At 71.3% G+C, this 26,069-nt stretch carries 22 protein-coding genes and 1 pseudogene; 12 read left to right on the top strand and 11 right to left on the bottom strand.

Annotation, left to right across the window (positions count from 1 at the left end; genetic code table 11):
• Nucleotides 1-16: 16 nt before the first annotated feature.
• The 3 genes from AC5WS8_RS31350 to glgX form a co-directional block, all read right to left on the bottom strand.
• The gene (locus AC5WS8_RS31350; RefSeq protein WP_496106875.1) at nucleotides 17-1,888 is read right to left on the bottom strand and encodes an ABC transporter ATP-binding protein; all 1,872 of its coding nucleotides are present in this window, start codon (nucleotides 1,886-1,888) and stop codon (nucleotides 17-19) included.
• Entirely contained in the window at nucleotides 1,885-3,780 is a 1,896-nt protein-coding gene (locus AC5WS8_RS31345; RefSeq protein ID WP_496106874.1) for an ABC transporter ATP-binding protein, read from the bottom strand. Before AC5WS8_RS31345 ends, AC5WS8_RS31350 begins: the two co-directional genes overlap by 4 nt.
• Before the next feature lie 297 nt (nucleotides 3,781-4,077).
• Nucleotides 4,078-6,339 carry a glycogen debranching protein GlgX gene (gene glgX, locus AC5WS8_RS31340; RefSeq protein WP_496106873.1) on the bottom strand — a complete coding sequence of 754 codons (2,262 nt, stop codon included), beginning with the start codon at nucleotides 6,337-6,339 and terminating at the stop codon, nucleotides 4,078-4,080.
• A gap of 641 nt (nucleotides 6,340-6,980) precedes the next feature.
• Between glgX and AC5WS8_RS31335 the strand changes: the two genes are divergently transcribed.
• The 5 genes from AC5WS8_RS31335 (at nucleotide 6,981) to AC5WS8_RS31315 (ending at nucleotide 11,924) form a co-directional block, all read left to right on the top strand.
• Nucleotides 6,981-8,165: a L,D-transpeptidase gene (locus tag AC5WS8_RS31335; RefSeq protein WP_496106872.1), complete on the top strand. Its 1,185-nt coding sequence runs from the start codon at nucleotides 6,981-6,983 to the stop codon at nucleotides 8,163-8,165.
• 86 nt (nucleotides 8,166-8,251) lie between these two features.
• The gene (locus tag AC5WS8_RS31330; RefSeq protein WP_496106871.1) at nucleotides 8,252-9,019 is read left to right on the top strand and encodes an enoyl-CoA hydratase/isomerase family protein; all 768 of its coding nucleotides are present in this window, start codon (nucleotides 8,252-8,254) and stop codon (nucleotides 9,017-9,019) included.
• A gap of 315 nt (nucleotides 9,020-9,334) precedes the next feature.
• Nucleotides 9,335-9,838, top strand: coding sequence for an ATP-binding protein (locus AC5WS8_RS31325; protein ID WP_496106870.1), 504 nt, complete (start codon nucleotides 9,335-9,337; stop codon nucleotides 9,836-9,838).
• Between the two features lie 62 nt (nucleotides 9,839-9,900).
• Nucleotides 9,901-10,752: a polysaccharide deacetylase family protein gene (locus tag AC5WS8_RS31320; RefSeq protein ID WP_496106869.1), complete on the top strand. Its 852-nt coding sequence runs from the start codon at nucleotides 9,901-9,903 to the stop codon at nucleotides 10,750-10,752.
• Nucleotides 10,752-11,924, top strand: a complete 1,173-nt coding sequence (locus AC5WS8_RS31315; RefSeq protein WP_496106868.1) for a YncE family protein — start codon at nucleotides 10,752-10,754, stop codon at nucleotides 11,922-11,924. Before AC5WS8_RS31320 ends, AC5WS8_RS31315 begins: the two co-directional genes overlap by 1 nt.
• Here the strand turns inward: AC5WS8_RS31315 and AC5WS8_RS31310 are convergent.
• Nucleotides 11,891-12,413: pseudogene (locus AC5WS8_RS31310) on the bottom strand (hypothetical protein). The gene AC5WS8_RS31315 and the pseudogene AC5WS8_RS31310 sit on opposite strands and share 34 nt — an antisense overlap.
• Before the next feature lie 26 nt (nucleotides 12,414-12,439).
• Here AC5WS8_RS31310 and AC5WS8_RS31305 point away from each other — a divergent pair.
• On the top strand, nucleotides 12,440-13,354 hold the full coding sequence (locus AC5WS8_RS31305) for a helix-turn-helix domain-containing protein (RefSeq protein ID WP_496106867.1): 915 nt from the start codon (nucleotides 12,440-12,442) through the stop codon (nucleotides 13,352-13,354).
• A gap of 59 nt (nucleotides 13,355-13,413) precedes the next feature.
• On the top strand, nucleotides 13,414-13,626 hold the full coding sequence (locus tag AC5WS8_RS31300; protein WP_496106866.1) for an EF-hand domain-containing protein: 213 nt from the start codon (nucleotides 13,414-13,416) through the stop codon (nucleotides 13,624-13,626).
• A gap of 203 nt (nucleotides 13,627-13,829) precedes the next feature.
• Here the strand turns inward: AC5WS8_RS31300 and AC5WS8_RS31295 are convergent, their stop codons facing one another.
• From AC5WS8_RS31295 to AC5WS8_RS31280, 4 genes are all read right to left on the bottom strand, one after another.
• The gene (locus tag AC5WS8_RS31295) at nucleotides 13,830-14,387 is read right to left on the bottom strand and encodes a glycoside hydrolase family 25 protein (RefSeq protein WP_496106865.1); all 558 of its coding nucleotides are present in this window, start codon (nucleotides 14,385-14,387) and stop codon (nucleotides 13,830-13,832) included.
• 96 nt (nucleotides 14,388-14,483) lie between these two features.
• On the bottom strand, nucleotides 14,484-15,515 hold the full coding sequence (locus AC5WS8_RS31290; protein WP_496106864.1) for a phosphatidylinositol-specific phospholipase C domain-containing protein: 1,032 nt from the start codon (nucleotides 15,513-15,515) through the stop codon (nucleotides 14,484-14,486).
• Between the two features lie 506 nt (nucleotides 15,516-16,021).
• The gene (locus tag AC5WS8_RS31285; RefSeq protein WP_496106863.1) at nucleotides 16,022-16,417 is read right to left on the bottom strand and encodes a RidA family protein; all 396 of its coding nucleotides are present in this window, start codon (nucleotides 16,415-16,417) and stop codon (nucleotides 16,022-16,024) included.
• A 38-nt stretch (nucleotides 16,418-16,455) separates the two neighbouring features.
• Complete coding sequence (locus tag AC5WS8_RS31280; protein WP_496106862.1) at nucleotides 16,456-17,661, bottom strand: MFS transporter; 1,206 nt, start codon at nucleotides 17,659-17,661, stop codon at nucleotides 16,456-16,458.
• Between the two features lie 47 nt (nucleotides 17,662-17,708).
• On the opposite strand from AC5WS8_RS31280, the gene pdxR reads away from it, so the two are divergent.
• Nucleotides 17,709-19,118, top strand: a complete 1,410-nt coding sequence (gene pdxR, locus AC5WS8_RS31275; RefSeq protein WP_496106861.1) for a MocR-like pyridoxine biosynthesis transcription factor PdxR — start codon at nucleotides 17,709-17,711, stop codon at nucleotides 19,116-19,118.
• An 11-nt stretch (nucleotides 19,119-19,129) separates the two neighbouring features.
• Nucleotides 19,130-19,891 carry a maleylpyruvate isomerase family mycothiol-dependent enzyme gene (locus tag AC5WS8_RS31270; protein WP_496106860.1) on the top strand — a complete coding sequence of 254 codons (762 nt, stop codon included), beginning with the start codon at nucleotides 19,130-19,132 and terminating at the stop codon, nucleotides 19,889-19,891.
• 33 nt (nucleotides 19,892-19,924) lie between these two features.
• On the opposite strand, the gene AC5WS8_RS31265 is transcribed toward AC5WS8_RS31270, so the two are convergent.
• Nucleotides 19,925-20,827: a LysR family transcriptional regulator gene (locus AC5WS8_RS31265; protein WP_496106859.1), complete on the bottom strand. Its 903-nt coding sequence runs from the start codon at nucleotides 20,825-20,827 to the stop codon at nucleotides 19,925-19,927.
• Between the two features lie 258 nt (nucleotides 20,828-21,085).
• Between AC5WS8_RS31265 and AC5WS8_RS31260 the strand changes: the two genes are divergently transcribed.
• The 3 genes from AC5WS8_RS31260 (at nucleotide 21,086) to AC5WS8_RS31250 (ending at nucleotide 23,520) form a co-directional block, all read left to right on the top strand.
• Nucleotides 21,086-21,979, top strand: a complete 894-nt coding sequence (locus AC5WS8_RS31260; protein ID WP_496106858.1) for a ketopantoate reductase family protein — start codon at nucleotides 21,086-21,088, stop codon at nucleotides 21,977-21,979.
• A 5-nt stretch (nucleotides 21,980-21,984) separates the two neighbouring features.
• Nucleotides 21,985-23,007 carry a VOC family protein gene (locus AC5WS8_RS31255; RefSeq protein WP_496106857.1) on the top strand — a complete coding sequence of 341 codons (1,023 nt, stop codon included), beginning with the start codon at nucleotides 21,985-21,987 and terminating at the stop codon, nucleotides 23,005-23,007.
• 177 nt (nucleotides 23,008-23,184) lie between these two features.
• A complete protein-coding gene (locus AC5WS8_RS31250) occupies nucleotides 23,185-23,520 on the top strand; it encodes a transposase family protein (protein WP_496106856.1) in 336 nt (111 codons plus the stop codon).
• A 70-nt stretch (nucleotides 23,521-23,590) separates the two neighbouring features.
• Here AC5WS8_RS31250 and AC5WS8_RS31245 read toward each other — a convergent pair whose 3' ends face one another.
• Both AC5WS8_RS31245 and AC5WS8_RS31240 read right to left on the bottom strand, forming a co-directional pair.
• Nucleotides 23,591-24,022: an ASCH domain-containing protein gene (locus AC5WS8_RS31245; protein WP_496106855.1), complete on the bottom strand. Its 432-nt coding sequence runs from the start codon at nucleotides 24,020-24,022 to the stop codon at nucleotides 23,591-23,593.
• Between the two features lie 643 nt (nucleotides 24,023-24,665).
• A complete protein-coding gene (locus AC5WS8_RS31240) occupies nucleotides 24,666-26,033 on the bottom strand; it encodes an L-serine ammonia-lyase (RefSeq protein WP_496106854.1) in 1,368 nt (455 codons plus the stop codon).
• Nucleotides 26,034-26,069 lie beyond the last annotated feature (36 nt).

The following is a 26,069-nucleotide window of genomic DNA, read 5'->3' as shown; positions in this document are numbered from 1 at the left end:
GTCGTCCCGTTCGGGTTCAGGCCAGGCTGTCCCGCCAGGCCCGGTGCAGATCCGCGAACCGTCCCGCCCCCGCGCTCAGTTCGGCCGGGCTGCCGTCCTCGACGATGCGGCCGCCCTCCATCACGAGCACCCGGTCGGCGATCTCCACCGTCGACAGCCGGTGCGCGATCACCACGGCCGTACGGCCCCGCAGCACCGTCTCCATCGCCCGCTGCACGGCCCGTTCGCCGGGCACGTCGAGGGAGCTGGTCGCCTCGTCGAGGATCAGCACCGCAGGGTCGGCGAGCAACGCCCGGGCGAACGCCACGAGTTGCCGCTGACCGGCCGAGATGCGGCCGCCACGCTTGCGCACGTCGGTGTCGTAGCCCTCCGGCAGCGCGGCGATGAAGTCGTGGGCCCCGATCGCCTTCGCCGCCCGCTCCATGTCCTCGCGGGTCGCGTCCGGGCGGCCGATCGCGATGTTCTCCGCGACCGTCCCGGAGAACAGGAACGCCTCCTGGGTCACCATCACTACCCCCCGTCTGAGGTCGGGCAGGGCGAGGTCGCGCAGGTCCACGCCGTCCAGCAGGACCCGGCCGTCGGTGGGGTCGTAGAAGCGGGCCAGCAGCTTGGCCAGTGTCGACTTGCCCGCGCCGGTCGCCCCGACCACCGCCACCGTCTGCCCGGCCGGCAGGGTCAGCGAGAAGCGCGGCAGCACCTCGCCGCCCGTGCGGTACGCGAACCGGACGTCCTCGAAGACCACCTCGCGGCCCGGCCGGCCGCCCTTCAGCGGCGGAAGCTCGCTGGGGTGGGCCGACTCCGGCACGGACGGCCTCTGTGCCAGCAGCCCCGCGATCTTCTCCAGCGAGGCCGCGGCCGACTGGTAGGAGTTCAGGAACATGCCGAGCCGGTCGATGGGGTCGTACAGCCGCCGCAGATAGAGCACCGCCGCCGCCAGCACACCCAGCGCGAGGGAGCCCTCCGCCACCCGGTACGCGCCCCACAGCACGATTCCGGCCACCGCCGTGTTGGCCACCAGACGGGAGCCGGTGACATAGCGGGCCATCTCCAGCAGGGCGTCGCCGTTGGTCCGCTCGTGGTGCCGGTTCAGGACACGGAAGTCGGCGTCGTTGGCCTCCTCCCGGCGGAACGCGCGCACCGGACGGATGCCGTTCATCGTCTCCGCGAACTTCACGATCACCGCGGCGATCGCGGTCGACCGCCTGCGGAAGACCCGTCCCGCCCGGCGCCGGTAGAGCCGCACCAGCCCGTACAGCGGTACCAGGGAGGCCACCGCGACGGCGCCGAGTCCCGGGTCCAGCCAGAGCAGCATCGCCGAGATGTAGACGAACGACAGGACGACCGTGACCAGTTCCTGAAGCCCCTCGCTGAGCAGCTCGCGCAGCGACTCGACGTCCGTCGTGGAACGGGAGATCAGCCGGCCGGAGGTGTAGCGCTCGTGGAAGTCGATGCTCAGCGCCTGCGCGTGGCGGAAGATACGGCCGCGCAGATCGAGCAGCACGTCCTGGTTGACGCGGGCGGAGGCCACGATGAACGCGTACTGCAGGACGCCGGAGGCGGCGGCCGACAGCAGGTAGCCGGCCGCCACCGCGATCAGCGGGCCGTGGTCGCCGTGCCGCACCGCCGGTACGGCGCGGTCGATGGCGTACGCCACCAGCAGCGGGCCCACCTGCACCGCCGCCTGCTGGAGCAGCAGCAGGACGCAGGTCAGGGCGGTACGGGCCCTGAGCGGGGCGAGCAGCGAGCGCAGCAGCGCGGCGGTGGCACCCGGAGGTGTGGGCAGGGCGTCGCGGTCGAAGGGGTCGCCGGAGACGGCGGGGTCCGGGGCGGCGGATCCCTTCCGGTCCTGTTCCTCGTCGTTCGGCGCGGTCGCCGTGGGAGCCGTCATCGGGCCTCCTCGCTGTCCCGGGAGCGGGCGGGGTCTCCGGACATCAGATGGGCGTACTCCGCGTTGCTGCGCAGCAGTTCCTGATGGGTGCCGACAGCGGCGACACGGCCGCCGGAGAGCAGGGCGACGCGGTCGGCGAGCAGGACCGTGGAGGGTCGGTGGGCCACCACCAGGGCGGTCGTGCCGTCGAGCACGCGGCGCAGGGCGGCCTCGACGGCGGCCTCGGTGTGCACGTCGAGGGCGGACAGGGGGTCGTCGAGGACGAGGAACCGGGGGGTGCCGACGACGGCTCGGGCCAGCGCGAGGCGCTGCCGCTGGCCGCCGGAGAGGCTGAGGCCCTGCTCGCCGACCTGGGTGCGGGTGCCCTGCGGGAGGGCGTGGACGAAGTCGGCCTGGGCGACGGCGAGTGCGCGGTCCAGCTCCCTGTCGCCTGCGGTGCCGGAGGCGCCCATGAGGACGTTGGCGGCGACGGTGGTGGAGAAGAGCGTGGGCTCCTCGAAGGCGACGGCCACGAGTTCGCGCAGTGTGCGGCGGGGCAGGGTGGCGATGTCGACGCCGTCGAGGGTGATCCGGCCGGACGTCACCTCGTACAGACGGGGGATGAGCGCGGTGAGGGTGGTCTTGCCGCTGCCGGTGGCTCCCACCAGGGCCATGGTTTCACCGGGGCGGATGTGGAGGTCGATGCCGGTGAGGACGGGCGGGGAGCCTGGCGGCGCGTCGGGGTGGCGGAAGGAGACGTTGTCGAACCGCAGGCCTGCGGGCTGCCCGGTGCCGGCCGGGGGTTGGTGCCGCACCTCGGCGGTACGGGGTGCCTCCCCCGGAGCCCCGACGGCCTGGGAGGTACCCCCAGCGCCCACCCGTGCCGTCCCAGCGGCACGGCTGCCCGCAGCCGGGTCTGCCTCCGGCTCCTCGTCCAGCACCTCGAAGTACCGCTCCGTGGCCGTCGCCGCCTCCTGGCTCATCGCCAGCAGGAAGCCGATGGACTCCACGGGCCACCGCAGTGCGAGAGCCGTGGAGAGAAAGGCCACCAGGGTTCCCGCCGACAAAGCGCCGTCCGCGACCCGCACCGCCCCGACGACCAGAGCCGCCCCGAGGGCCACCTCCGGCAGCGTGACGATGACCGCCCAGATCGCCGCCAGCAGCCGCGCCTTCGCCAGCTCCGTCCCGCGCAGCGTCCGCGACAGCTCCCGGAATGCCCGGGCCTGGCTGCGGTGCCGCCCGAATCCCTTGATGATCCGGATGCCGAGCACGCTCTCCTCGACCACGGTCGTCAGGTCGCCCACCTGGTCCTGCGCCCGTCGCGCCACCAGCGCGTACCGCCGCTCGAAGACGGCGCACATCGCGATCACCGGGATGCCGGGCCCCAGGACGACCAGTCCGAGGGTGAAGTCCTGGAGCAGCATGATGACCACGCCCACCAGAATGGTCACGCCGTTCACCAGGAGGAACGTCAACGGGAACGCGAGGAACTGACGCAGCAGCATCAGATCCGTCGTGCCCCGGGACAGCAACTGCCCCGACGGCCACCGGTCGTGGAAGGCGACCGGCAGCCGCTGCAGATGCCGGTACAGTCCGGTCCGCATCTCCGCCTCGACGTGCGACAGAGGCCGAGCGACCAGCCATCGCCGCAACCCGAACAGCCCGGCCTCGCCGATCCCGAGCAGCAGCAGGTACAACGCACCCAGCCACACCCCGGCCGGGTCCCGGTCGGCGACGGGACCGTCCACCATCCACTTCAGGACGAGCGGGATCACCAGACCCAGGCAGGAGGCGACGATCGCGACGAACGCCGCGGTGAACAGCCGTAGCCGCACCGGACGCACATACGGCCACAGACGCAGCAGAGTGCGGACGGCGGAACGGTCCCCGGTGGTTGCACGTGTCGTCGACATCACGAGCGAGCCTACGGATCGGCACTGACACTGCCCACCGAGTTTCGGTTCGGCCCGGATCCGCGGCTCGTCCTACGACCCGGGTGTTCGGGGTGGTACGACCGTGACGGCCAGGCGGTCGTACCACCCGGTCAGCCGATCGGCCGATGCGCCTTGGGGCGGGACGGCCGATGCGCCCGGCCCGGTCGCGGAGCCGGGCTCTCAGGGGCCCTTGCGCTGTGCCCGCCCGGGCCGCGCGGTCCGGCACCGTGCACCGGACCACGCGACCTCATCGGGCGTTCACAGTGCGAGGGCCCCTCAGCCGGCGACCTTCAGCAGCAGCACCGCCCGAGCCGGCACCGTCAGCGTCGCGCCCGCCCGGTACTCCGTTCCCGGCGCCTGGGCCTGCTCCTCCCGCGAGGTGTCCACGACCACCTCGTACCGCTCGGCCCAGGGCGGACCCGGCAGCACGAAGCTCACCGGCCGGTCCCCCGCGTGCAGCACCGCGAGGAAGCTGTCGTCCACCACGGGCGCGCCCCGGGCGTCCCGGCCCGGTATGTCCCGGCCGGACAGATACATGCCGAGCGTCGAGGCGGGCGCGTACCAGTCGCGCTCCGTCATCTCCGCCCCGCGCGGCGTGAACCACGCCAGGTCCCTGAGGCCGTCCGCCGCCTGCGGCCGCCCGGAGAAGAACGCCCGGCGGCGCAGCACCGGATGGCGGTGGCGCAGCGCTATCAGACGCGACGTCAGGTCGAACAGCGCCCGCCAGCCGGGATCGGCCCGCAATCCCCAGTCCACCCAGCCGATCTCGTTGTCCTGGCAGTAGGCGTTGTTGTTGCCGCGCTGGGAGCGGCCCATCTCGTCGCCCGCCACCAGCATCGGCACGCCCGTCGACAGCAGGAGGGTCGTCAGCAGGTTCCGCAGCTGGCGGCGCCGCAGCGCGCGTATCCGCGCGTCGTCGGTGTCGCCCTCCGCGCCGCAGTTCCAGGAGCGGTTGTCGTCGGAGCCGTCGCGGTTGCCCTCGCCGTTGGCCTCGTTGTGCTTGCGTTCGTACGACACCAGGTCGCGCAGGGTGAAACCGTCGTGCGCCGTGACGAAGTTGACCGACGCGTACGGGCGGCGCCCGCCCCAGGCGTACAGGTCGCTGGAGCCCGACAGGCGGTAGCCCAGGTCCCGCACGTCCGGCAGCGCACCCCGCCAGAAGTCCCGTACGGCACCCCGGTAGCGGTCGTTCCACTCCGTCCACAGCGGGGGGAACGCGCCGACCTGGTAGCCGCCCGAGCCCACGTCCCACGGCTCCGCGATCAGCTTCACCCGCCGCAGCACCGGGTCCTGGGCGATGACCGCGAGGAACGGGGAGAGCATGTCGACGTCGTGCATGGACCGCGCGAGCGCCGCCGCCAGGTCGAAGCGGAAGCCGTCCACGCCCATCTCCGTCACCCAGTAGCGCAGCGAGTCGGTGATCAGGCGCAGCACCTGCGGCTGCACCACGTGCAGGGTGTTGCCGCAGCCGGTGTAGTCCGCGTAGCGGCGCGCGTCGGACTGCAACCGGTAGTAGCCGCGGTTGTCGATGCCCTTGAGCGACAGCGTCGGGCCCAGCTCGCCCGCCTCCGCGGTGTGGTTGTACACCACGTCGAGGATCACCTCGATCCCGGCCGCGTGCAGCGCCTTCACCATGCGCTTGAACTCGCCGACCTGCTGGCCGGCCGTGCCGGTGGAGGCGTAGGCGGCGTGCGGGGCGAAGTAGCCGACGGAGTTGTAGCCCCAGTAGTTCCGAAGGCCGCGGCGCAGCAGGTGGTCCTCGTGCGCGAACTGGTGCACGGGCAGCAGTTCGACCGCTGTGACGCCCAGCTTCACCAGGTGCTCGAGCGCCGCCGGGTGCGCCAGGCCGGCGTAGGTGCCGCGCAGTTCCTCGGGGATGCCGGGGTGCAGACGCGTGAACCCGCGCACGTGCAGCTCGTAGATCACCGAGTCCGCCCACGGCGTCTTCGGGCGGCGGTCGTCCGCCCAGTCGTCGTCGTCGTGCACCACGACGCCCTTGGGGATGTACGGCGCGGAGTCGCGGTTGTCCCGCACGGTGTCGGCGATGCGCTGGTCGGGCCAGTCCCGCACATGCCCGTAGACCTCCGGCGGCAGGGTGAACTCCCCGTCGACCGCACGCGCGTACGGGTCGAGGAGCAGCTTCGCCGGGTTCCAGCGGGCGCCGGTCCACGGGTCCCAGCGGCCGTGCACCCGGTAGCCGTAGCGTTGCCCCGGCATCACGCCCGGGACGAATCCGTGCCATATCTCATGCGTCAGTTCGCTCAGCCGGATCCGGGTCTCCCGGCTCTCGGGACCCGGCCCGTCGAACAGGCACAGCTCGACCGACTCCGCGCCCCCCGCCCACAGCGCGAAGTTGGTGCCCACGACCCCGTCCGGCCCGGCCCGGAAGCGCGCCCCGAGCGGGGTCGGCGCACCCGGCCACACGGGCACCGTGGGCACCGGGCGCCGCCTGCCGTCGAGCGCGGCGGCCGAGCGCGCGGACCGTCCCTCGCCCGCCCGCTCCTCCTGCACTGCCTTCTGCTCGGCTGCGCTGGACACGTACACGCCTCCCGCGGCTCGCGGAACGACGGAAAACGGGTGCACGGCGTCCCGGCCGCGGCTCCTTGTCCCGTCGTTCTCCCCCCTGTTCTGCCCAGTGCGCGGCTCGCACTCACGTTTCCGTCAGGCGCGGGGTGGTTGAGATCGCCGGACGGCGGGCGGAGCCGTCGACCGGCGCCGGGCGGACGGGTGCGGGTCGGGAGCGTTCGGCGCCTCGCGGACCGAAGCGGACTTTCGCTCACGCTTTCGGGCCACCGCGACGCAACCTCGGGCGGATCTCAAGCATCAAGTGCTGTGGAACGAAGATGTCGTCCTCGATCGCCTGAGAGGGTGACGGTCCGGCACATCGGCACGTCAGGGGGCGCATGCGGCGGCTGCCGGTGCACCTGCGCGCGGTACGAAGTCGGGACTGAACAGTGACATTCGCGGGGAGTCTTCGGGCCGCGGCGTGTGATTGATTGACGCGGTGCGCGTGCGCGACGCGCGGCAGTGGGGGGCCTGAGGGGATCGGGCCGTGCGAGGGGAGAGGGAACGTGAGCGGGCGACCGATATCGGGGGAGGCGGCCGACGGCCGCGTGAGAGGGACACAGGGTCTCGCGGCTCCGGCTGTGGCGCCCGGGAGTCGAACGATCCGTGGAGAGGTGCGGCGACGCAAGGGGCTGCCGGCGCTGGTCCTCGGTGCCCTCCTGCTGACCGCCACCGCGTGCGGCGGGGGAGGAGGCGGTGGCGCCAAGGGCGGGGACTCCGGCGAGGCGGCGGCCAAGCAGTCGCAGGCCGTCGTCACCATAGCGCCGAAGGACGGCGCCAAGGGGGTGGACACCAGCGGCGCGCTCAAGGTGACCGCGGCCAGGGGCCGGCTCACGCAGGTCGAGGTCGAGGACCCGAAGGGGCACGAGGTCGCCGGAGCCATCACCGGCGGGGGCGCCTCCTGGACCCCGTCGACCCATCTCGCCTCGGCCACCACGTACAAGGTCCACGCGGTCGCCAAGGACGCCTCGGGCCTGACCTCCGCCGCGGAGTCCTCGTTCACCACGCTCACTCCCAAGAACACCTTCGTCGGCACCTACACGCCGGACGACGGCTCCACCGTCGGCGTCGGCATGCCGTTCTCCATCCGGTTCTCCCGGGGCATCACCCACCCGGCCGACGTCCGGAAGGCCATCACCGTCAGCACCGAGCCCGCCGTGGAGGTCCGCGGCCACTGGTTCGGCAACGACCGCCTCGACTTCCGGCCCAAGGAGTACTGGAAGCCCGGCACCAAGGTCACCGTGAACCTGAACCTCGACGGCGTCGAGGGCCGCCCCGGCGTCTACGGCGAGCAGGCGAAGACCGTGAGCTTCACCATCGGCCGCAGCCAGGTCTCCACCGTGGACGCCAAGGCGCACACGATGGTCGTCAAGCGGGACGGCAAGGTCGTCAGGACCCTCCCGGTCACCGCCGGCAAGCCCGGCTACGACACCTGGAACGGCCAGATGGTCATCAGCGAGCGCCTGGTGGTGACCCGGATGGACAGCGAAACGGTCGGCTACGGCGGCGAGTACGACATCAAGGACGTGCCGCACGCCCAGCGCCTGACCGACTCCGGCACGTTCGTCCACGGCAACTACTGGAGCGGCGACGCCTTCGGCAACTACAACGCCAGCCACGGCTGTGTGGGGCTGCGCGATGTGAAGGGCGGCTACGACAGCTCGGTGGCGGCTGCCTGGTTCTACGACCACTCGATGGTCGGTGACGTCGTCGTCGTGAAGAACTCCCGCGACGCCACGGTCGCACCCGACAACGGGCTCAACGGATGGAACCTGCCCTGGGACCGGTGGATCGAGTAGCGCCGGTCCGCAGTGACCGGGCCCGGTGCGCCGCTGTGAGCGAGCACACCGGGCCCGCTGTCGTTAGTGCCCGTTAACCTCGTCCCATGACTGTGCATCTCGAAGTCTCCGAGGGTGTGGGCACCCTCCGTCTGGACCGCCCGCCGATGAACGCGCTGGACGTCGCCACCCAGGACCGGCTCAAGGAGCTCGCCGAGGAGGTCACGCGCCGCGACGACGTACGCGCCGTCGTCCTCTACGGCGGGGAGAAGGTGTTCGCCGCGGGCGCGGATATCAAGGAGATGCAGGTGATGGACCACACCGCGATGGTCCTGCGCTCCCGCGCCCTGCAGGACTCCTTCACCGCCGTCGCCCGCATCCCCAAGCCCGTCGTCGCCGCCGTCACCGGCTACGCCCTGGGCGGCGGCTGCGAGCTGGCGCTGTGCGCGGACTACCGCATCGCCGGCGAGAACGCCAAGCTGGGTCAGCCGGAGATCCTGCTCGGCCTGATCCCGGGCGCGGGCGGCACACAGCGGCTGGCCCGGCTCATCGGCCCGTCCAAGGCCAAGGACCTGATCTTCACGGGGCGCCAGGTGAAGGCCGACGAGGCGCTGACGCTGGGCCTGGTCGACCGGGTCGTCCCGGCCGACCAGGTGTACGCCGAGGCGCACGCCTGGGCCGCGAGGCTCGCCCAGGGCCCGGCGATCGCGCTGCGCGCCGCCAAGGAGTCGATCGACACGGGTCTCGAGACGGACATCGACACCGGTCTCGCGGTCGAACGCACCTGGTTCGCGGGCCTGTTCGCGACCGAGGACCGCGAGCGCGGGATGCGCAGCTTCGTGGAGGAGGGGCCGGGCAAGGCGAAGTTCGTCTGAGGACCACTGGGCGGGCGGTGAAACTGAGAATTGTTCACCAATTTACGCCGCCGCCCTTGTGGTTGACGCGGTGCCCCGTTCCGTGTCCCCCCGATGGGGCGGATTATGGAAGCCTTAAGACAACCTTAAGGCCGGGGCGCCGACGTTGCCCGGCGATTGCCCCCGACTCGCCCGTTTCCGCAGGCCGGTTGGGGTGTGTCCGCCCTCCGATTGCGCTTGGCGTATGCCGGTCGAATGGTAGAGAATGTGTGCTTCCGGGGGGCGTATTCCGTCGTAACGACCCCGGGCCCCCCTCCGGACGGTCATGATGGGTCCATGGCGGGGCTGGAGGGTATGGAGCCATCGCGGCGGCACGGGAGTGCCACCGCGGCACGCTGGTCGCCTGCGGTCGAGGACGAACAGGCGCTCAAGGCGCTGGAGTTGTTCGGAAACCCCGCCGAGGCCGATGTGCCGCTGCCGTCGCGGCCCGAATCCGCGGCCACCGCGCGCCGGCTGGCCCAGGTCGTGATCCTGCGCCACTGGGGGCTCGGTCCCCGCACGACCGAGGACGCGGTCCTGCTCGTCTCCGAACTCGTCGGCAACGCCGTACGGCACACCGGCGCACGCGTCTTCGGGTTACGGATGCGGCGCCGCCGCGGCTGGATCCGCGTTGAGCTCCGAGACCCCTCCCGCGGACTGCCCTGCCTGATGCCCGTACACGAACTGGACGTCAGCGGCCGCGGTCTGTTCCTCGTCGACAAACTCGCCGACCGCTGGGGGGTCGACCTGCTGCCCCGCGGCAAGAGCACCTGGTTCGAGATGCGGGTCCCCGACCGGTGACCGCGACCCGCCCCCTCCAGGAAAAGGTCAAATCATCGCTTTCTCCGGCAACCCGTCCTTAAATGGGGAGAGTGACCACGCCCGTCCCTCCCTCCTCGTCCGACCCCGAGACGGACACCGCCCCCACGGTGCCCGGCCGCCGCGCGGCGCTGCGCGCGGGAGCGGGGCTCGCCGCCGCCGGTGCCCTCGCCGCCGCCTGTTCCCCCGGCGACACCGTCGTCCACCGGTCCCTCCCGTCCCGCGCCACCGGTACGCCCTCCGCCACCGGATCACGCCTCCCGGTCGTCGCGCCCGTTCCGGGCTCCTTCCCGGGGCAGCCCGCCCAGATCGCCAACGGTCCACGCAACCGCCCGCGGGTCGCCCTGACCTTCCACGGCCAGGGCGACCCCTCCTACGCCACATCGATCCTCGACACGGCCGAGAAGGCGGGCGCCAAGGTCACCGTCCTCGCGGTCGGCACCTGGCTCGACCAGCACCCCGAGGTGGCCGGCCGCATCCTCCGGGGCGGTCACGACCTCGGCAACCACACCCAGCGCCACCTCGGCATCAACACCATGTCCGAGCAGCAGGCGTTCGCCGAGATCAAGGGATGCGCCGAGCGGCTGCGGCACCTCACCGGAGGCATCGGCGCCTGGTTCCGCCCGTCCCGGGCCCGGCGCGCCACCCCGCTCGTCGAACGCCTGGCCCGCCGCGCCGGCTACCCGCACATCCTGTCGTACGACGTCGACTCGCTCGACTACACCTCACCGGGCGCCGCCGCCGTCACCCGCAAGGTCACCGACGAGATCCGCAACGGATCGGTGGTGAGCCTGCACTTCGGGTACCCGGACACGGTCACCGCCCTCCCCGACATCCTGCACGCACTCAAAGACCGCGGCCTCGCCGCGGTGACCACCACGGAGCTGCTGAGCTGATGCATCCCACGACCGTCTCGCGCGTACTGATCGCCGGCGCTGCCCTCGCCGTGCTGGCCGGCTGCAGCAGCGGAGCCTCCCACAGGAAGGACGAGGACACCGCCTCCAAGGCCCCCCGGCGCGCCCAGCCCGAGGCCCTCAAAACGCTGCCGGGCATGCCGCCCGTGCTCGACCCGAAGGACGTCTACGCCGCCGACCGCCCGGGGCAGCTCTCCCCGGTGGTCAAGGACTTCCCGTCCCGGGTGTACGTACCCAACACCAACTCCAACACGGTCTCCGTCATCGACCCGAAGACGTACAAGGTCATGGAGACCATCCGGGTCGGCCGCCAGCCCCAGCACGTGGTGCCGTCCTGGGACCTGAAGACGCTGTGGGTCAACAACGACCTCGGGAACTCCCTGACCCCCATCGACCCGAGGACCGGCGAGGCGGGCGAGCCGGTCGCCGTGCACGATCCGTACAACCTGTACTTCACACCGGACGGCAAGTACGCGGTGGTGATGGCGTCCAAGGACCGCCAGCTGGTCTTCCGGGACGCGCACACCATGAAGGTGAAGAAGGCCGTCCCGGTGAGCTGTTACGGCGTCAACCACGCCGACTTCTCGCTCGACGGGCGCTACTTCATCGTGTCCTGCGAGTTCAGCGGCGAACTGCTCAAGGTCGACACCGAGAAGATGAAGGTGATCGGCCAGCAGAAGCTGCCGCACCGCGGTGCCATGCCGCAGGACGTCAAGCTCTCCCCGGACGGCAAGAAGTTCTACATCGCCGACATGGTCGCCGACGGCCTTTGGATCCTGGACGGCGACACCTTCGCCAAGCCGTCCTTCCTGCCCACCGGCAGGGGTGCCCACGGGCTCTACGTCAGCCGCGACTCCCGCGAGATGTACATCTCCAACCGGGGCGAGGGCAGCATCTCCGTCTTCGACTTCCAGCAGAACCGGCTGACGAAGAAGTGGCGCCTGCCGAACGGCGGCAGCCCCGACATGGGGGGCGTCTCGTCGGACGGCAAGGTGCTGTGGCTGTCCGGGCGCTACAACTCCGAGGTGTACGCCATCGACACGAAGACCGGCCGTCAACTGGCCCGGATCAGGGTGGGCAGCGGCCCGCACGGACTCGCCGTCTACCCCCAGCCGGGCCGCTACTCGCTCGGCCACACCGGCGTCTTCCGCTGACGCCGCCCGCCCACGGCGGCGAGGAGCAGCGCCTCCGCGCCGACCGGCACGTGGTCCGCCGAGTGGAACGCCCGCAGGCTGCGGGCGTTCCCCGGCGCGATCTGTGCCCACACCGGCTCGTCGGCCAACCGCCGGGCCGCACCCGCCGGCCGCCGCCCCGCCCCCGCTGCCGTACCTCCTCCGACGAGGAGCGCGTCGATGGTCTCGGCCCGGAGCCCCGTCCGCTCCATGAGGGCGGCCGGGAACCGGGCGTTCAGTGCGCCCGGCCAGGGAGCCGCGGTCGACACGCCGCAACGTCTCCCGCACCCGTCGCGGGTCCTCGTCCGTGAACACGGCGGAGCGCGCGGTGAAGGCAAGGACCCCCGCATCCCGCGGGGAGGGCTGCGGCACGACGGTCGACCGGCCGTCCGGCGGCGGGAAGAGGCCCCGTGCCGCCGCTTCCGGGATGCCCGGGCAGGGTCTCCCGCCGTACGCTCCTTGAGTCTCCACCCACTGGAAGGCCCAGACTCGCAGACGTGACCGACGACGGCATCGGCCTTTTCACCATCGGCGACCTGGCCCGCGCCACCGGGCTGACCGTGCGCACCATCCGCTACTGGTCGGACGAGGGCGTGCTGCCCCCGGTGGCCCGCTCCACGGGCGGCTACCGGCTGTACGACGCCGCGTCCGTGGCGCGCCTCGAGCTGGTCCGCACCCTGCGCGACCTGGGCCTCGGTCTGGCCGACGTGCGCGGGGTGCTGGCGGGCGAGCGGACGGTCGCGGAGGTGGCGGCCGCGCACGTGGTGGCCCTGGACGCGCAGATCAGGGCGCTGAAGGTGACCAGGGCGGTGCTGTCGACGGTGGCGCGACGGGGACCGAGTGCGGAGGAGATGACCTTGGTGAACAAACTGGCGCGGCTTTCGGCGGCCGAGCGGAAACGGATCATCGACGACTTCATGGCGGAGATCTTCGACGGTCTCGACACGGCGGACCCCGACATCCGCAAGCGGCTCCGGTTCGCCGCGGCGAACCTGCCCGACGACCCCACGCCCGAGCAGGTCGACGCCTGGGTCGAGCTCGCGGAGCTGATCCAGGACCCGGAATTCCGCGCACACATGCGGAGGATGGTCGAGTTCAACGCTGCGGACCGGGGACCGGACGCCCCGGCGGGGACGTCCCTGTGGTTCATGAGCCGCCTGGTGCAGTCGGCGGGCCAGGCGCTGCGCGAGGGCGTCGCCCCCGAGGCGCCGGAGGCCGAGGACGTGTTGCGCCAGCTGCTCGGCGACGGGGACCGAGCCGCCGTACTGGAGCGTCTGACGGCGGTCGCGAACGACCGACTCGCCCGCTACCGCGAGTTGACGGCCGTCGTGAACGGCCTCGAGCCCCTGCCGTCGCCCGACGAGGAGTTCGCCTGGGTGGTCGCGGCACTGAGGGCTCGCGCGGCCCGTTAATCTGACCTGCGTCAGTACGACAGCAAGACAGAAGAAACGCGACACAAAGGGGCGGACCGGTGGCGGACATCGAGGAAGCACGCAAGCACTTCGCGCGGATCGACGCGAACGGTGACGGGTTCATCACCGCCGCCGAGTTCAAGTCCGCCCTGGCTCAGGAGGGCGACTGGAACGTCACCGAAGCGGTGGCCGAGGCCATCATCAAGTCCCGTGACCTCAACGGTGACAAGGTGCTGTCGTTCGACGAGTTCTGGGCGCACCTCAACAAGTGACGTGCCAGGGGGGCGCCGGTCCTTGCGGGCCGGCGCCCCTTCGCCGTGCGGCGGCCGGCCCATAACGTTCCGGCGCCCGTCCCGGCACTCCGGCGTGAGCGGCAGGCCGAAGCCGGCTCCCGCGTGGGAGGCGGGCGTGCCCGGAACAGGCGTCGCACGAGCGCCCCGCGGCTTTCCGCCGGGCCCGCAGGCGGTGGGTGAGGTCAGGCGGCCTGCGCCCACTTACTGAGCGCCGCCTTGCTGGAGAAGTTCGCCACGCTCCGGTCCACCGGGTCCGAGCTGTACTGGTGGAAGCGCCACGGGGCCTTGATGCGGGGCTTGCCCGCGGTGACGTAGTCCGCGATCCACAGGCCGTCCCCCGCGTAGGACGTGGTGTCGACGGTCAGCCAGAAGTGGCGGTTGGTGTAGAGGAGGACGCGGTTGTCCGGGCGCAGCTGCTTCACCTTGCGGATGAAGGCGTCCTTCTCCGCGTTGCTCGCGTGGGTCCCGTCGCCGGTCGTCTCCCAGTCCACGGCCAGCAGGTCGCCCGCCCTCTCCGGAGTCCTGCCGACGAAGTACTCGGCCTGGGCGGTGATGTCACCCGGCCACAGGAAGTGGTAGAAGCCGACCACGCAGCCGGCGTCCCGGGCGGTCTTCGTCTGGGCGGAGAGTTTCGGGTTCACATACGAACGCCCCTCCGTCGCCTTGATGAAGACGAAGGAGAGGCCGCCCGTGTCGTACGCGGAGGACTGGTACGCGCTGACGTCGATGCCTCGCAGCATGGGGGCTCCCTGAAGAGGTGGTGGGGGGAGCAGGCGTCGAAGGCTCGACGCCTGCTGTCACCTTCGTACGGGTGGTATGCCCCTTGTGTTCGGATGTCAGCCCCGGTCGGCCACCGAACTGAGGACCGACGCCGACTTCGCCGCCCAGTCCGAGGTGATCACACTGGCGTGGTCGTGGGCGAGCAGCGACAGGCGTGCCGCCACCTCGGCGTCCGTCGGATCGGTGGACGAGATCGCCGGGGCGACGCCGGCCGCGTCGGTCATGATCAGGACGTAGTGGTTCGAGTCGTACCAGGAGGTGTCGTAGCCGTTGTTGACGTACGTCGCCGCGTCTCCGTCGAAGAACACGAACCACGGGCGGATGGAAGCGTCGTAGCGGCCGGTGCGCGGGTCGCCGGAGGCCGCTCCGAGAACCGCGGGGAAGGCCTCTGCCTTGGAGAGGGTCCCGGCGGCGTACAGGTCGCGCAGGTGGTCGCCGTACTCCTGGTCGGTCCAGTAGTGGTCGAACGGGTTCTTCCTCTCGACCGTGCCGGGGATGAGTTCGAAGACGACCTTGCCCTTGAGGGCGTCCCGGGACGGCCAGGCGTTCGCCTTCGCGGCCGCGTCGGGCGTGGAGTAGGTGGAGCCGAGCAGGTCGGACGGCTTGTAGACGATGTTGCCGAGCTTCGAGGCGACCAGCGCGTCGAACGCGTCGGGCCCCAGGCCGCGCTTGTTGTTGAAGCCGACCTTCATCTCCACCTTGAAGACGATCGGCCGGTGGTCGGGGTGCAGCTGGTGCCAGGCCGCGATGTTGTCGAGACAGCTGCCGAGGTCCTGGTTGCGGCTCTTGCTGTACAGCTCGCCCGGGGTCTTCGCGGCCTCGCAGTTGTTGTCGTCGCCGAACGGGTTGCTGTGGCTGACCCGCCAGCGCTTGCTGATGCTGTCGGTGTAGACGTCCAGTTCCAGAAGTGAGGCCCCCGAGTCGAGGGCCTGGGCGAAGTACGGGTACTTGTCCTTCTCGTACGCGTTGTGCGTCCCGATCGCGGTCGCGTCCGCGAACGTGGGCGACGCCGCCCGGGCGTTCCCCGGGACCACCACCAGCATCGCGGCGGCACCCAGCAGCGCCGCCAGCCGTCTCACCACACGCATGGGCCAACTCCCCTTCATGGTCGCCGAGTTGGCGGAAGCGTAGAAGGAGGTGGTTACCGTGCGGTAGCCCCTGGAGGAACATCATCCACTCCGCGCCGGTCGGGCCGGACGGCTGGACTGCCGGCATGCCGGCCTCGTGGTAAATAGCCGGCAGACGCCTGCCGCCACCCCGAGAGGCGCGTGGATTCTGGCTGGCCCTCGATCACCTTCGGCCCGGACTGGTACGCAACTTCGGCGCCGAGCACCTTCAGATCGGCGCTCCGGACCTGCGGTGAACCCGCCCGCCGATCACCCACCCACCTCGACTCCGCACGACAAGGACCTGAGAGGGCGCGCGGTGTCCGCACGGGGATCGACCGCTCAGGCGAGTTCGGTCCAGCGCTTGGCTCCATGCTGATGGCAAGGAGCGGTCGTAGGAACTCACTGGCTTCGACCTTGCCGCGCCCTGGCGGCGCTTGGTCGAGCGGTTGCCCGCGTTGGCGGACTGAACTTGCTCCGGTTCGATGTCACGTGTCGGCAGGGAGGACGGCAAATGCGTCGATCTCGACACGGAACGCCGGGTGGACGAGTCCGGCGACCTTCACCAGGGAGCAGGCTGGCGGGCGGCCTGGGTCCAGATGCTCGTCGCGGATCCGGCGGAAGGCGTCCAGGTCGGCCAGGTCGGTCAGGTAGACGGTCAGCTTGACCACGTCCTGGAGGCGGGCTCCCGCAGCATGGAGTGCCGTGGCGAGGTTCAGGAAGACCTGCCGGATCTGGGCGGCGGGATCGGACTCACCTACGACTCCGCCTTCGGCGTCCAGGGGTACCTGGCCGGAGACCGCGACCATGGGCCCGGTGAACGCCACAGCGTGGCTGTAGCCGTTGACGGGTGGACTGCCGGGCGGACGGACGAAATGCTGCACGGGGACTCCAGCGTGGTGGTCGCGACGGGTGTGGTGAGTCAGCGGCCGGCACGACGCTTCGGGTGATCGGCGTTGCGGTCGGTCAGGGCAGGGACGAGGGCACCGAGCATGGCCAGGGCGGTCAGCGCGAACGCCCACGGGTAGCCAGTTCCGGCAGCGAGCCAGCCGAAGGAGACGGCGCCGACGCCCATGCCGGCGTCGTAGGCGAAGTTCCACAGCGCGCTGACCGTGCCGTAGCCGGCGGCGGAGACCCGCGCGTACATCAGCGTGAGCGTGGCGTTCTGGGCAACGCCGAAGCCGATGCCGAACAGACCGACGGCAATGATCACAGCCACCGGATGGCCGGTCAGCGCCATGAGCGCGGTGCCGAGCGCGGACAGCAGCAGACCCGGCAATACGAGCCCGGCGGAGCCGTGCCGGTCTCCGTGACGCCCGGCGAGCCAGCGGGCCAGCGTGGCCGCCGCGGGCTGGACGAACAGTGCCGCCGCGACCAGGCCCGTGGCCGACACAGGGACAGCCAGCGGCAGGAAAGTAACGACAATCCCTGCCGCGAGCGCCGTGACCGCGAAGACCACGGCGGGGCGCAACAGTTCGGCCGTGCGGAGCGCCTCGGTGATGCCGATCGGCCGCCCGGAGGCGCGGATCCGGTCGGGCAGGCCGGGCACTGCGGGAATCGCGGCGAACGCGGTCACTGCGCCGGCCGTGAAGACGACGCCGTAGCCCGCGTGTGCGGCCAACCACACCCCGATCGGCAGGCCCAGCAGCGAAGGGAGTCCGCTGACGATGCCGACCAGCGCCAGCCCTTCGCCGCGCCGTTCGGCCGGGATGAGGGAGGCGGTCAGCGCGCCGCCCGCGACCACAGTGAACGCGAAGCCGAGTCCGCGCAGGAGGCACATCGCGACGATCCACCCGAGGTTCCGGGAGAACCCGAGCGCCAGCGCGGGTGCGCCCATCAGGGCCAGGCCGACGGCCAGTACGACGCGGTAGCCGCAGCGGCGGACCAGGAGGGGGGTGGCTGGTTCACCCAGCACCGTCGCCAGCATCAGCGCTCCGGTGGCCAGTCCTGCCGCGCCGCCGCCTCCGCCCCGGTCTCCGGCCGAGGCGTAGCGCGGGACGACGGACAGCAGCAGGTAGAAGCTGGTCGAGGCGCCCAGGATGGACACGAAGCGCAGCAGCAGCGGCCGTGTCAGCAGAGTCGGGCGCGTGGTGGTCGTGGGGGAGGTGGTGTCGAGCGTTTCGGTCACAGCTGGACGCTAAGAGCGCGACCGGATCGCCGGTAAGCTCCACTTCCATGCCGCCGGAGTGGTCCAGTTCCCCGCCCGAGCTGCTGCTGACCGTCGACCGGACCAGCGGCCGACCGCTGCACGCCCAACTACAGCACGGGCTGCGGGACGCGATCCGCACCGGCCGCCTGCAGGTCGGCGAACGCCTGCCGTCCTCCCGTGATCTCGCCCGGTCGCTCGGCGTCTCCCGCGGCCTGGTCCAGGAGTGCTACGCCCAGCTCCAGGCCGAGGGATACTTGACCACCCGTCCCGGGTCCGCCACCCGGGTGGCGACCGGCGCCGCCGTACCGCCCGGTATCCCGCAACCGAGTACCGCCGCGTCGCGCCTGGTGGCCGACTTCCGCTGCGGCGTACCGGATCTCGGCTCCTTCCCGGTCCAGGACTGGCTGTGGGCCCTGCGCGAGGCGGCCCGCACCATGCCGACCGCCCAGTTCGACTACGGCGACCCGCGCGGCGACGCGGCCCTGCGCGAGGTCCTGACCGGGTACCTGCGCCGGGTGCGCGCCGCGGCGACCGACCCGCAGCACATCGTCGTCTGCAACGGCTACGCACAGGGCCTCGGCCTGACGCTCCGCTCCCTCGCGGACGCGGGTGCGCACACCGTGGCCTTCGAGGCCCCAGGCTCACCCGGCACCGTCACCGCCGCAGCCGCCACGGCGGGCATGCGTGCGATCCCCGTCCCGGTGGACGAGCAGGGCATCGACGTGCGGGCGCTGGCCGCGACCGCCGCCCGCGCCGTCGTCGTCACCCCCGCCCACCAGTGGCCGACCGGGGTCGCCCTCGCCCCCGAGCGCCGACTGGCCCTCGTCGAGTGGGCCCGCGACCGTGACGCGGTCATCATCGAGGACGACTACGACGCCGAATTCCGCTACGACCGCGAGCCCGTCGGCGCCCTCCAGGGACTGGCCGCAGACCGGGTGATCTCCATCGGCACCGTCAGCAAGTCCCTCGCCCCCGCCCTGCGCATCGGCTGGATCGTCTGCCCGCCCCAACTGGCCGGACCGATCGCCGAGCAAAAGCACCGCAGCGACCGCGGCACGCCCACACTCGACCAACTCGCCCTGGCCAGACTGATCGAGTCCGGCCGCTTCGACCGCCACCTACGCCGCATGCGCGCCACCTACGCCGCCCGCCGCACCGTCCTGCTCGCCGCGCTCGCCGAACACGCCCCCGAACTGCCGGTCACCGGCCTCGCCGCCGGCTTCCACGCCGTCGCCCACCTGCCCGCGGGCGCCGACGAACACCACATCGTCACCGCCGCCCGCGAACGGTCCGTCGGCCTCTACGGCATGAGCGCCCACCGGGCCTCACAGGCCACCGCGCCGGCGCAACTCGTCCTTGGCTTCGGCAACGTAGGCGAACGAGCCATCGCCGAGGGCATCGCGACCATCGGCCACCTGCTGACCGGCCGGCCGTAACCCACCGGCCCATGACCACCAGTACCGACCTCGATCCGGCCGACATCGCCGCTCTCCTCCACGACGTCCGCAGCTCGGCCGCGCGCCTGGCTGCCGGCCTCGACGTCCTTACGGACGTGACTGCCCGCGAGCCATCCGTGCTTCCCGGATGGAGCCGTTGGCACGTCATCACGCACTTGGCGCGTAGCGCCGACGTCTACCGATGGCTGCTTGCCCTGGCTCGCACCGGCATCGAACCCGGAGCACGGGCCGACGCCGCCACCCTGGACCACGCGCTGCGGGACGGCGCCGGGCGCGGCGCCGCCGAACTCGTCGCGGACCTGCGCGGCAGCCTGGCCCGACTGCTCGACGAGGCCGCAGCGATGTCCTCCGACCGCCGGCCCACCCTGGTCACCGCCCTCGCGGGATGGCGACACCCCGCCTGGTACACCCTCCACCGTGCCCGGCGCGAACTCGAAACCCACCACATCGACCTGAAGCTCGGTTACACCACCGCCGACTGGCCCACCGGCTACGTCACCTGGGCACTCGACGAGACCATCGCCACTCTGGCCGCACGCAACTTCCCAGTGGCTCGCTTCGAAGCGACCGACCTCGACCGCTCCTGGACCCTCGCACCCACCGGCCCCACCGCGACCGGCCCCGGCCACACGCTCCTCGCCTGGCTCGCCGGCCGCGGCCCGGACGAAGGCCTCCGGTCGGAACCGCACCTGCCGACACCACCGATGTGGCCGCTCCCGCCGGAACCGGGCTGGGGGCGCGCGCATCCCTGACGAAAGGGACTGACGGCGCGTCGTGGCCGGCGGCTATTCCCGAACGGTCTGCTTGCCGCAGTGGTGCGCGACGACCTCGGCGAACGCGCGGGCCAGCGGGGAGAGGGCGTCCCAGCGGCGTACCGCCCAGCCCGCGGTGAGGGCGGGGAGCGCGGGGACGGGGATCAGTCGCAGGTCGGGGTGTCCGGGGCCGCTCCAGGCGGGCAGGGCCGGGACGACGGCGAGGCCCAGTCCCAGTTCGGCCAGCAGGATCGCGGTGTCCCAGTCGGTGACGCTGGTGTCGAAGACCGGCCGGATCCCGGCTTCCGCGAGCCAGGCGCCGAGTTGCAGGCGGGAGGTGGAGTTCTGCGGAAGCCCGATGAGCCGGGCGTCCTGCAGGTCGGCCGGTTCGACGCGGGCCTTGGCCGCGAGCGGGTCGGACGCCGAAACGGCGAGGGCCCAGGGGATTTCGACGACGGGGCGTTGCTCGATGGCGCGATCTGTGGGCCCCAGGGTGATCCAGGCGAGGTCGGCGCGGCCGGCGGCGAGCGCGTCGAAGCAGCCGCGGCTGGAGGTCTCGGTCTGGAACTCGAGGCTGGCGCGGGGAAACTGCCGCCGGAAGTCGACGACGGCCGCGGACATGAAGTGCCGGATGGTCGTGGCTCCCGTCGTGACCCGTACCGATCCGCCTTCCGCGCGCGCGGCTTCTTCGAGTCGGCGAAGTGCGTGGTCGATGCTGCCCAGGCCCTCGGTGACCGCCGCGTTCAGCGTGTGTCCGGCCGGCGTGGGCACCACGCCCCGTGTGTGCCGTTCCAGCAGGCTCAGGCCCAACTCCCGCTCCAGCCGCTTCACGTGCTGGCTGACCGCGGACTGCGTGCAGGAAAGGTCACGGGCCGCCGCGCTCAGCGAGCCGGCCCGGCAGACCGCGGCGAAGACGCGGAGATCGTCGAGAGTCACGTCGACCCAAGGTATCGCTTGGAGTGATGCCAGTAAATCCGTTGATTGACTTGGGTCGTGGGGCGCTTGATCATTACTGCCCAGGGCGGCAACCCGCCCGACGCTCACCCGTTCCGGACGCGGTGCGGTGAGCGGCCGGCGGGTGTCGACCCGTTTCGCGCCGAGGGGAGATGCCGTGGTCCACGCGCCACTCCTCCCGTTGGCTCCCGTCGGCCTCAGCCCGGCTGAACGGGTCTCCCAAGGACGACAGGAGCTCAGATGAACACAACCCCGCTGACGGTGGCCGTCCTCGGACCGGGTGGTGTCGGAGGCCTGATCGGTGCGCTCCTCGCCCGTGACGGGCACCGCGTCATCTGCCTGGCCGGCGAGGCGACCGCCACCGCACTGAGCCAGGGCGGCCTGCGCGTGGAGAGCGCCCGGTACGGGGACTTCACCGCGGTGGTGGAGGCGGACACCCGGTTGCGAGAGGCGGTGGACGCCGTTTTTGTGACGGTCAAGCAGACCTCCCTGGACGAGGCGCTCGACCGCGTCCCGGCCGCCGTCCTCGGCAATGCGGTCGTGATCCCGTTGCTCAACGGCCTCGACCACCTCCGCCTGCTGCGCGAGCGCTACCCCGCGGCCGAGGTCGCCGCCGGCACGATCAAGGTCGAAGCAACGCGCACCGCACCGGGGCGCATCCACCACACCAGTCCCTTCGCCAACGTCGAACTTGCCGCTCATCTCGACGAGTTCGCGGGCCGATTGCGGCACGCCGGTCTCGGCGTGACCCTGCGAAGCGACGAGACGGCGATGCTCTGGGACAAGCTCGCCTTCCTCGCCCCGCTCGCCCTGCTGACCACCCGACACCGCGCGGACGTCGGAACCATCCGCGGCGACCTACGTCCGGAACTGCTCGCCGTGCTCGACGAGATCACCGCCGTGGCCCGGGCTGCCGGCGCACAGGTGACGACCGAGACCGTGCTCTCCTTCTTCGACCGCGTCCCGGACACCATGAAGTCCTCCATGCAGCGTGACGCCGAGGCCGGACGCCCCCTCGAAGTCGATGCCATCGGCGGAGCAGTTCTCCGCGCCGGGGCCGCCCACCAGGTCGAGACCCCGGTCACGGCCCGACTGGTGGCAGAGGTCACACGCCTGACGACCCCGGAGGCCTGAACCCGATGCGGCGATCCGTCCCATCCGACGGCGGCTCAACAGGAAGCGACCGTGACCCTGCGGCGGCCTGGCCCGCTGTCCAGGCCCTCCTGCGCGCCCGCCGCGCCGGCGAGACAAAGCATCCCGGCGGTACGCTCCTGGACCACCTGAACCGCGTCGCACGCCTGCTGGCGGAGTGGGGCGCCGGTCCGGACCTGCAGGCCGCCGGACTGTGTCACGCGATGTACGGAACCGACGGGTTCGACCACGCCCTGATGGGCACCGACGAGCGCGCGCTTCTCGCCGAGCTGATCGGCGAACGGGCCGAGGCACTGGTCCACCTCTACGCCAGCTGTGACCGCGCAGTCGTGTATCCCCGGTTGGCGAGCGGGCGACCGGCGGTCTTCCGCGACCGCTTCACCGGCCGGGAGCACACCCCATCGCCGCTGGACGTGCGCGCCTTCGTCGAGATCACCGCGGCCAACGAACTCGACGCGCTCGCGCACAATCCCGACCTCGCCGAGCGCCACGGCCCCACCCTGCACCGGCTGTTCACCCGCTCACGGGACCTGCTCTCCGCCCTGGCATGGGACGCCTGCGAACGGCAGTTGGGCCGGTATTCCCTCGAACCGGGGCCGAGGATCCGGATCACCGGCCTGGACCACCTGGTGCTGACCGTCGCCGACATCGAACGGACCGTCGACTTCTACGAACGCGTCCTGGGCATGCGCCCGGTCACCTTCGGGGAGGGACGCCGCGCACTGGCCTTCGGCGCCAGCAAGATCAACCTCCATCAGGCCGGCAGCGAACTCCTCCCGCACGCCACGCACCCCACCCCTGGCAGCGCAGACCTGTGCCTGGTCACCGACATCCCGCAGGAACAGATCCTGGCCCATCTGACCGCCTGCGGAGTGCCCGTGCTGGAAGGCCCCGTGCCGCGAACCGGCGCCCAAGGACCCATCACCAGTACCTACCTGCGCGACCCGGACGGCAACCTCATCGAGATCAGCACCTACAACCCTCGTCCGGCGGTCGAATCGAACTCGTGAGCCTCCTGGTGGAGTCGACACTGAGCCCGACGACCACGGCCTCGGACGCTCGCGCGGGGGACTGACCACCAAGCTGCACCTCGCGGTCGAGCAAGGACGGAAGCCTCTGTCCCTGCTCGACCACGCCGGCCAGAGGCACGACAGCACGCAGTTCCAGCCTGTATTGAAGGGCACCGGGTGCCCCGCATCGGCCCCGGCCGGCCCCGCACCAAGCCCGACCGGGTCCGTGCCGATAAGGCCTGCGGCACTCGCGCGAACCGCGCCTACCTGCGCAAACAAGGCGTCGCGTGCCGCATTCCGGAGAAGTCCGACCAGATCCGCAACCGCAAGAAGCTCGGCTCACGAGGCGGCCGGCCGCCCCAGTTCGACAAGGCCGACCACAAAGGGCGCCACACGGTGGAATGCGGGATCAACCGGCTTGAGCGCCACCGAGCCGTCGCCACGCGATATGACAAGCTCGCCGTCCGTTACGAGGCAACCGTGCTGGTCGCAGCCATCAACGAGTGGCTTTGACCAGCAGCCGTTCCCAGCAGCCACAGGGTCTGTCCGGTTGGTCCCGGACTCTCATCGAGTCGGGCCCGGCTCACGGACCTCCCGAGCCGTCGGGCTCGACCACTCGGAAGCGTTCCGCAACGACAAGAGTGTGGTCATCAATGACCGGGGTGCGTCCCAGGTACTCGCTCACGCCATCGCTCCGGAAGAACTCTTCGTGGGCTGCCCGCCACTCGGCCACGTCGGAGTAGCCGCGTCCCTCGGCTCGCGCGAAGTCGTCGTCGATCTCCTTCATGGGAACGACGCGCACGTCGACGACCTCGATCGTGACGGCCGGGCGCCCCTCGGAATCAAGCACCGAGAATCGCTGACCGGTCATCGGCACTGCCTCCCCGGCGTGCTCGTAAATCTCCAGGAGACCCGTGAGCGCGGTCTTCTGTCCGCTCAGGATCGCCGCCACACCACGGTCACGTTCCGGACCGGGGAAGGCGAGTTCAAGGGCCGGAAGGTCGTCATGTCCCATCGAGCGAGGGTACGAAGCCCAGCAGTGTTGATCAAGGGCCACCGCTCCGCTCGCTCCCACCGTGGGGGCATCGCACGCGAGCCTGGTCGGGGCGCGACGCTCTGCGCACCTCTGGAGCTGAGACCGGGCGGTCTGCCGAGAGAACCGCCAGTGCACCGGTCTCCGGTGCCCCGAGTGGTTCGAATCCCCTGTCGGAGCCTCGCGCACACCTCTTGCCGACAACAGCGCGGGCTGAGGGGCATCGGGCGGTGGACAGCCGGTGGACAGACGCCTTTGGACCATGCATCACGGGGTGGCACAGGCCAACCTGTCGCACGTGCTCTGATCAGGAAAAACGTCACCACGCAGCACGACGAGGTGCCAGGCAACACGATCGCTCATGGTCTCGTAATGCGCAGGTCCCGCCACCTGATGTACAGGGAACCGCTCTACGCCCCGAGACGGTCCGAGGGCGGCAGGGTCGGCCGGGAGGCGCCCCCTACCCAACCCCGATGATGAAGAGCGTTTAGCCGGGACATCCTGGGGACTTTTCGGGGACTTTCACGCCTGTCCCGGGGACTTTTTCGGGGACTTTTCGCGGCGTAAGCAGGGAAGGCCCCGACAGCGCCGAAAGACACGAACGCGCTGGTCGGGGCCTACATCCTCAGCACTCGATGATGTTGACGGCCAGCCCGCCGCGCGCCGTCTCCTTGTACTTGACGGACATGTCCGCGCCGGTCTCCTTCATGGTCTTGATGACCTTGTCGAGGGAGACCTTGTGGGAGCCGTCGCCGCGCATCGCCATGCGGGCCGCCGTGACCGCCTTCACCGCCGCCATGCCGTTGCGCTCGATGCACGGGATCTGGACCAGACCGCCGACCGGGTCGCAGGTCAGGCCGAGGTTGTGCTCCATGCCGATCTCGGCCGCGTTCTCCACCTGCTCGGGGGTGCCGCCGAGCACCTCCGCCAGCGCGCCGGCCGCCATGGAGCAGGCCGAGCCGACCTCGCCCTGGCAGCCGACCTCCGCGCCGGAGATGGACGCGTTCTCCTTGAAGAGCATGCCGATCGCGCCCGCGGCGAGCAGGAAGCGGACCACGCCGTCCTCGTCGGCGCCCGGTACGAAGTTCATGTAGTAGTGCAGTACCGCCGGGATGATGCCCGCGGCGCCGTTCGTGGGGGCGGTGACGACCCGGCCACCGGCCGCGTTCTCCTCGTTCACCGCCATCGCGTAGAGCGTGATCCACTCCATCGCGTGCGCCAACGGCTCTCCCTCGGCGCGCAGCTGGCGGGCCGTGACGGCCGCGCGGCGGCGCACCTTCAGACCACCCGGGAGGATGCCCTCGCGGGACATGCCGCGCCGGACGCACTCCCGCATCACGCGCCAGATCTCCAGCAGCCCGGCGCGTATCTCGTCCTCGGTGCGCCACGCCCGCTCGTTCTCCAGCATGAGAGAGGAGATCGACAGGCCCGTCTCCGTCGTGAGGCGGAGCAGCTCGTCGGCGGTGCGGAAGGGGTACTTCAGGACCGTGTCGTCCGGCATGATGCGGTCCGCGCCGACCGCGTCCTCGTCCACGACGAAGCCGCCGCCGACCGAGTAGTACGTCTTCGACAGCAGCTCGGCGCCCGTGCCGTCGTACGCCCAGACCGTCATGCCGTTGGCGTGGTACGGGAGCGCCTTGCGGCGGTGCAGCACGAGATCCGTGTCGAAGTCGAACGCGATCTCGTGTTCGCCCAGGAGCTTGATCCGGCCCCCGGTCCTGATCGCCTCCACCCGGGCGTCCGCCGTCTCCACGTCCACCGTGCGCGGCGAGGCGCCTTCCAGGCCGAGCAGCACCGCCTTCGGGGTGCCGTGGCCGTGCCCGGTCGCGCCCAGCGAGCCGTACAGCTCCGTCCGCACCGACGCGACGGAGGGCAGCAGGCCCTCGTTGCGCAGTCGCCGTGCGAACATGCGTGCCGCGCGCATCGGGCCGACCGTGTGGGAGCTGGACGGGCCGATGCCGATCGAGAACAGGTCGAAGACCGAGATGGCCACGGTCACTCCTCAAGACAGGGGGTGGTGGGGCACCCT

Source organism: Streptomyces sp. PTL18, assembly GCF_059510295.1.
This window is presented reverse-complemented; position numbering and strand designations above follow the sequence as displayed.

Excerpts from the sequence above, each read along its gene's own strand:
- AC5WS8_RS31350 (WP_496106875.1), bottom strand. The coding sequence starts at position 1,888 with ATGACGGCTCCCACGGCGACCGCGCCGAACGACGAGGAACAGGACCGG.
- AC5WS8_RS31345 (WP_496106874.1), bottom strand. The coding sequence starts at position 3,780 with ATGTCGACGACACGTGCAACCACCGGGGACCGTTCCGCCGTCCGCACT.
- AC5WS8_RS31330 (WP_496106871.1), top strand. The coding sequence starts at position 8,252 with ATGACTGTGCATCTCGAAGTCTCCGAGGGTGTGGGCACCCTCCGTCTG.
- AC5WS8_RS31325 (WP_496106870.1), top strand. The coding sequence starts at position 9,335 with ATGGCGGGGCTGGAGGGTATGGAGCCATCGCGGCGGCACGGGAGTGCC.
- AC5WS8_RS31320 (WP_496106869.1), top strand. The coding sequence starts at position 9,901 with ATGGGGAGAGTGACCACGCCCGTCCCTCCCTCCTCGTCCGACCCCGAG.
- AC5WS8_RS31315 (WP_496106868.1), top strand. The coding sequence starts at position 10,752 with ATGCATCCCACGACCGTCTCGCGCGTACTGATCGCCGGCGCTGCCCTC.
- AC5WS8_RS31295 (WP_496106865.1), bottom strand. The coding sequence starts at position 14,387 with ATGCTGCGAGGCATCGACGTCAGCGCGTACCAGTCCTCCGCGTACGAC.
- AC5WS8_RS31290 (WP_496106864.1), bottom strand. The coding sequence starts at position 15,515 with ATGCGTGTGGTGAGACGGCTGGCGGCGCTGCTGGGTGCCGCCGCGATG.
- pdxR (WP_496106861.1), top strand. The coding sequence starts at position 17,709 with ATGCCGCCGGAGTGGTCCAGTTCCCCGCCCGAGCTGCTGCTGACCGTC.
- AC5WS8_RS31270 (WP_496106860.1), top strand. The coding sequence starts at position 19,130 with ATGACCACCAGTACCGACCTCGATCCGGCCGACATCGCCGCTCTCCTC.
- AC5WS8_RS31260 (WP_496106858.1), top strand. The coding sequence starts at position 21,086 with ATGAACACAACCCCGCTGACGGTGGCCGTCCTCGGACCGGGTGGTGTC.
- AC5WS8_RS31255 (WP_496106857.1), top strand. The coding sequence starts at position 21,985 with ATGCGGCGATCCGTCCCATCCGACGGCGGCTCAACAGGAAGCGACCGT.
- AC5WS8_RS31245 (WP_496106855.1), bottom strand. The coding sequence starts at position 24,022 with ATGGGACATGACGACCTTCCGGCCCTTGAACTCGCCTTCCCCGGTCCG.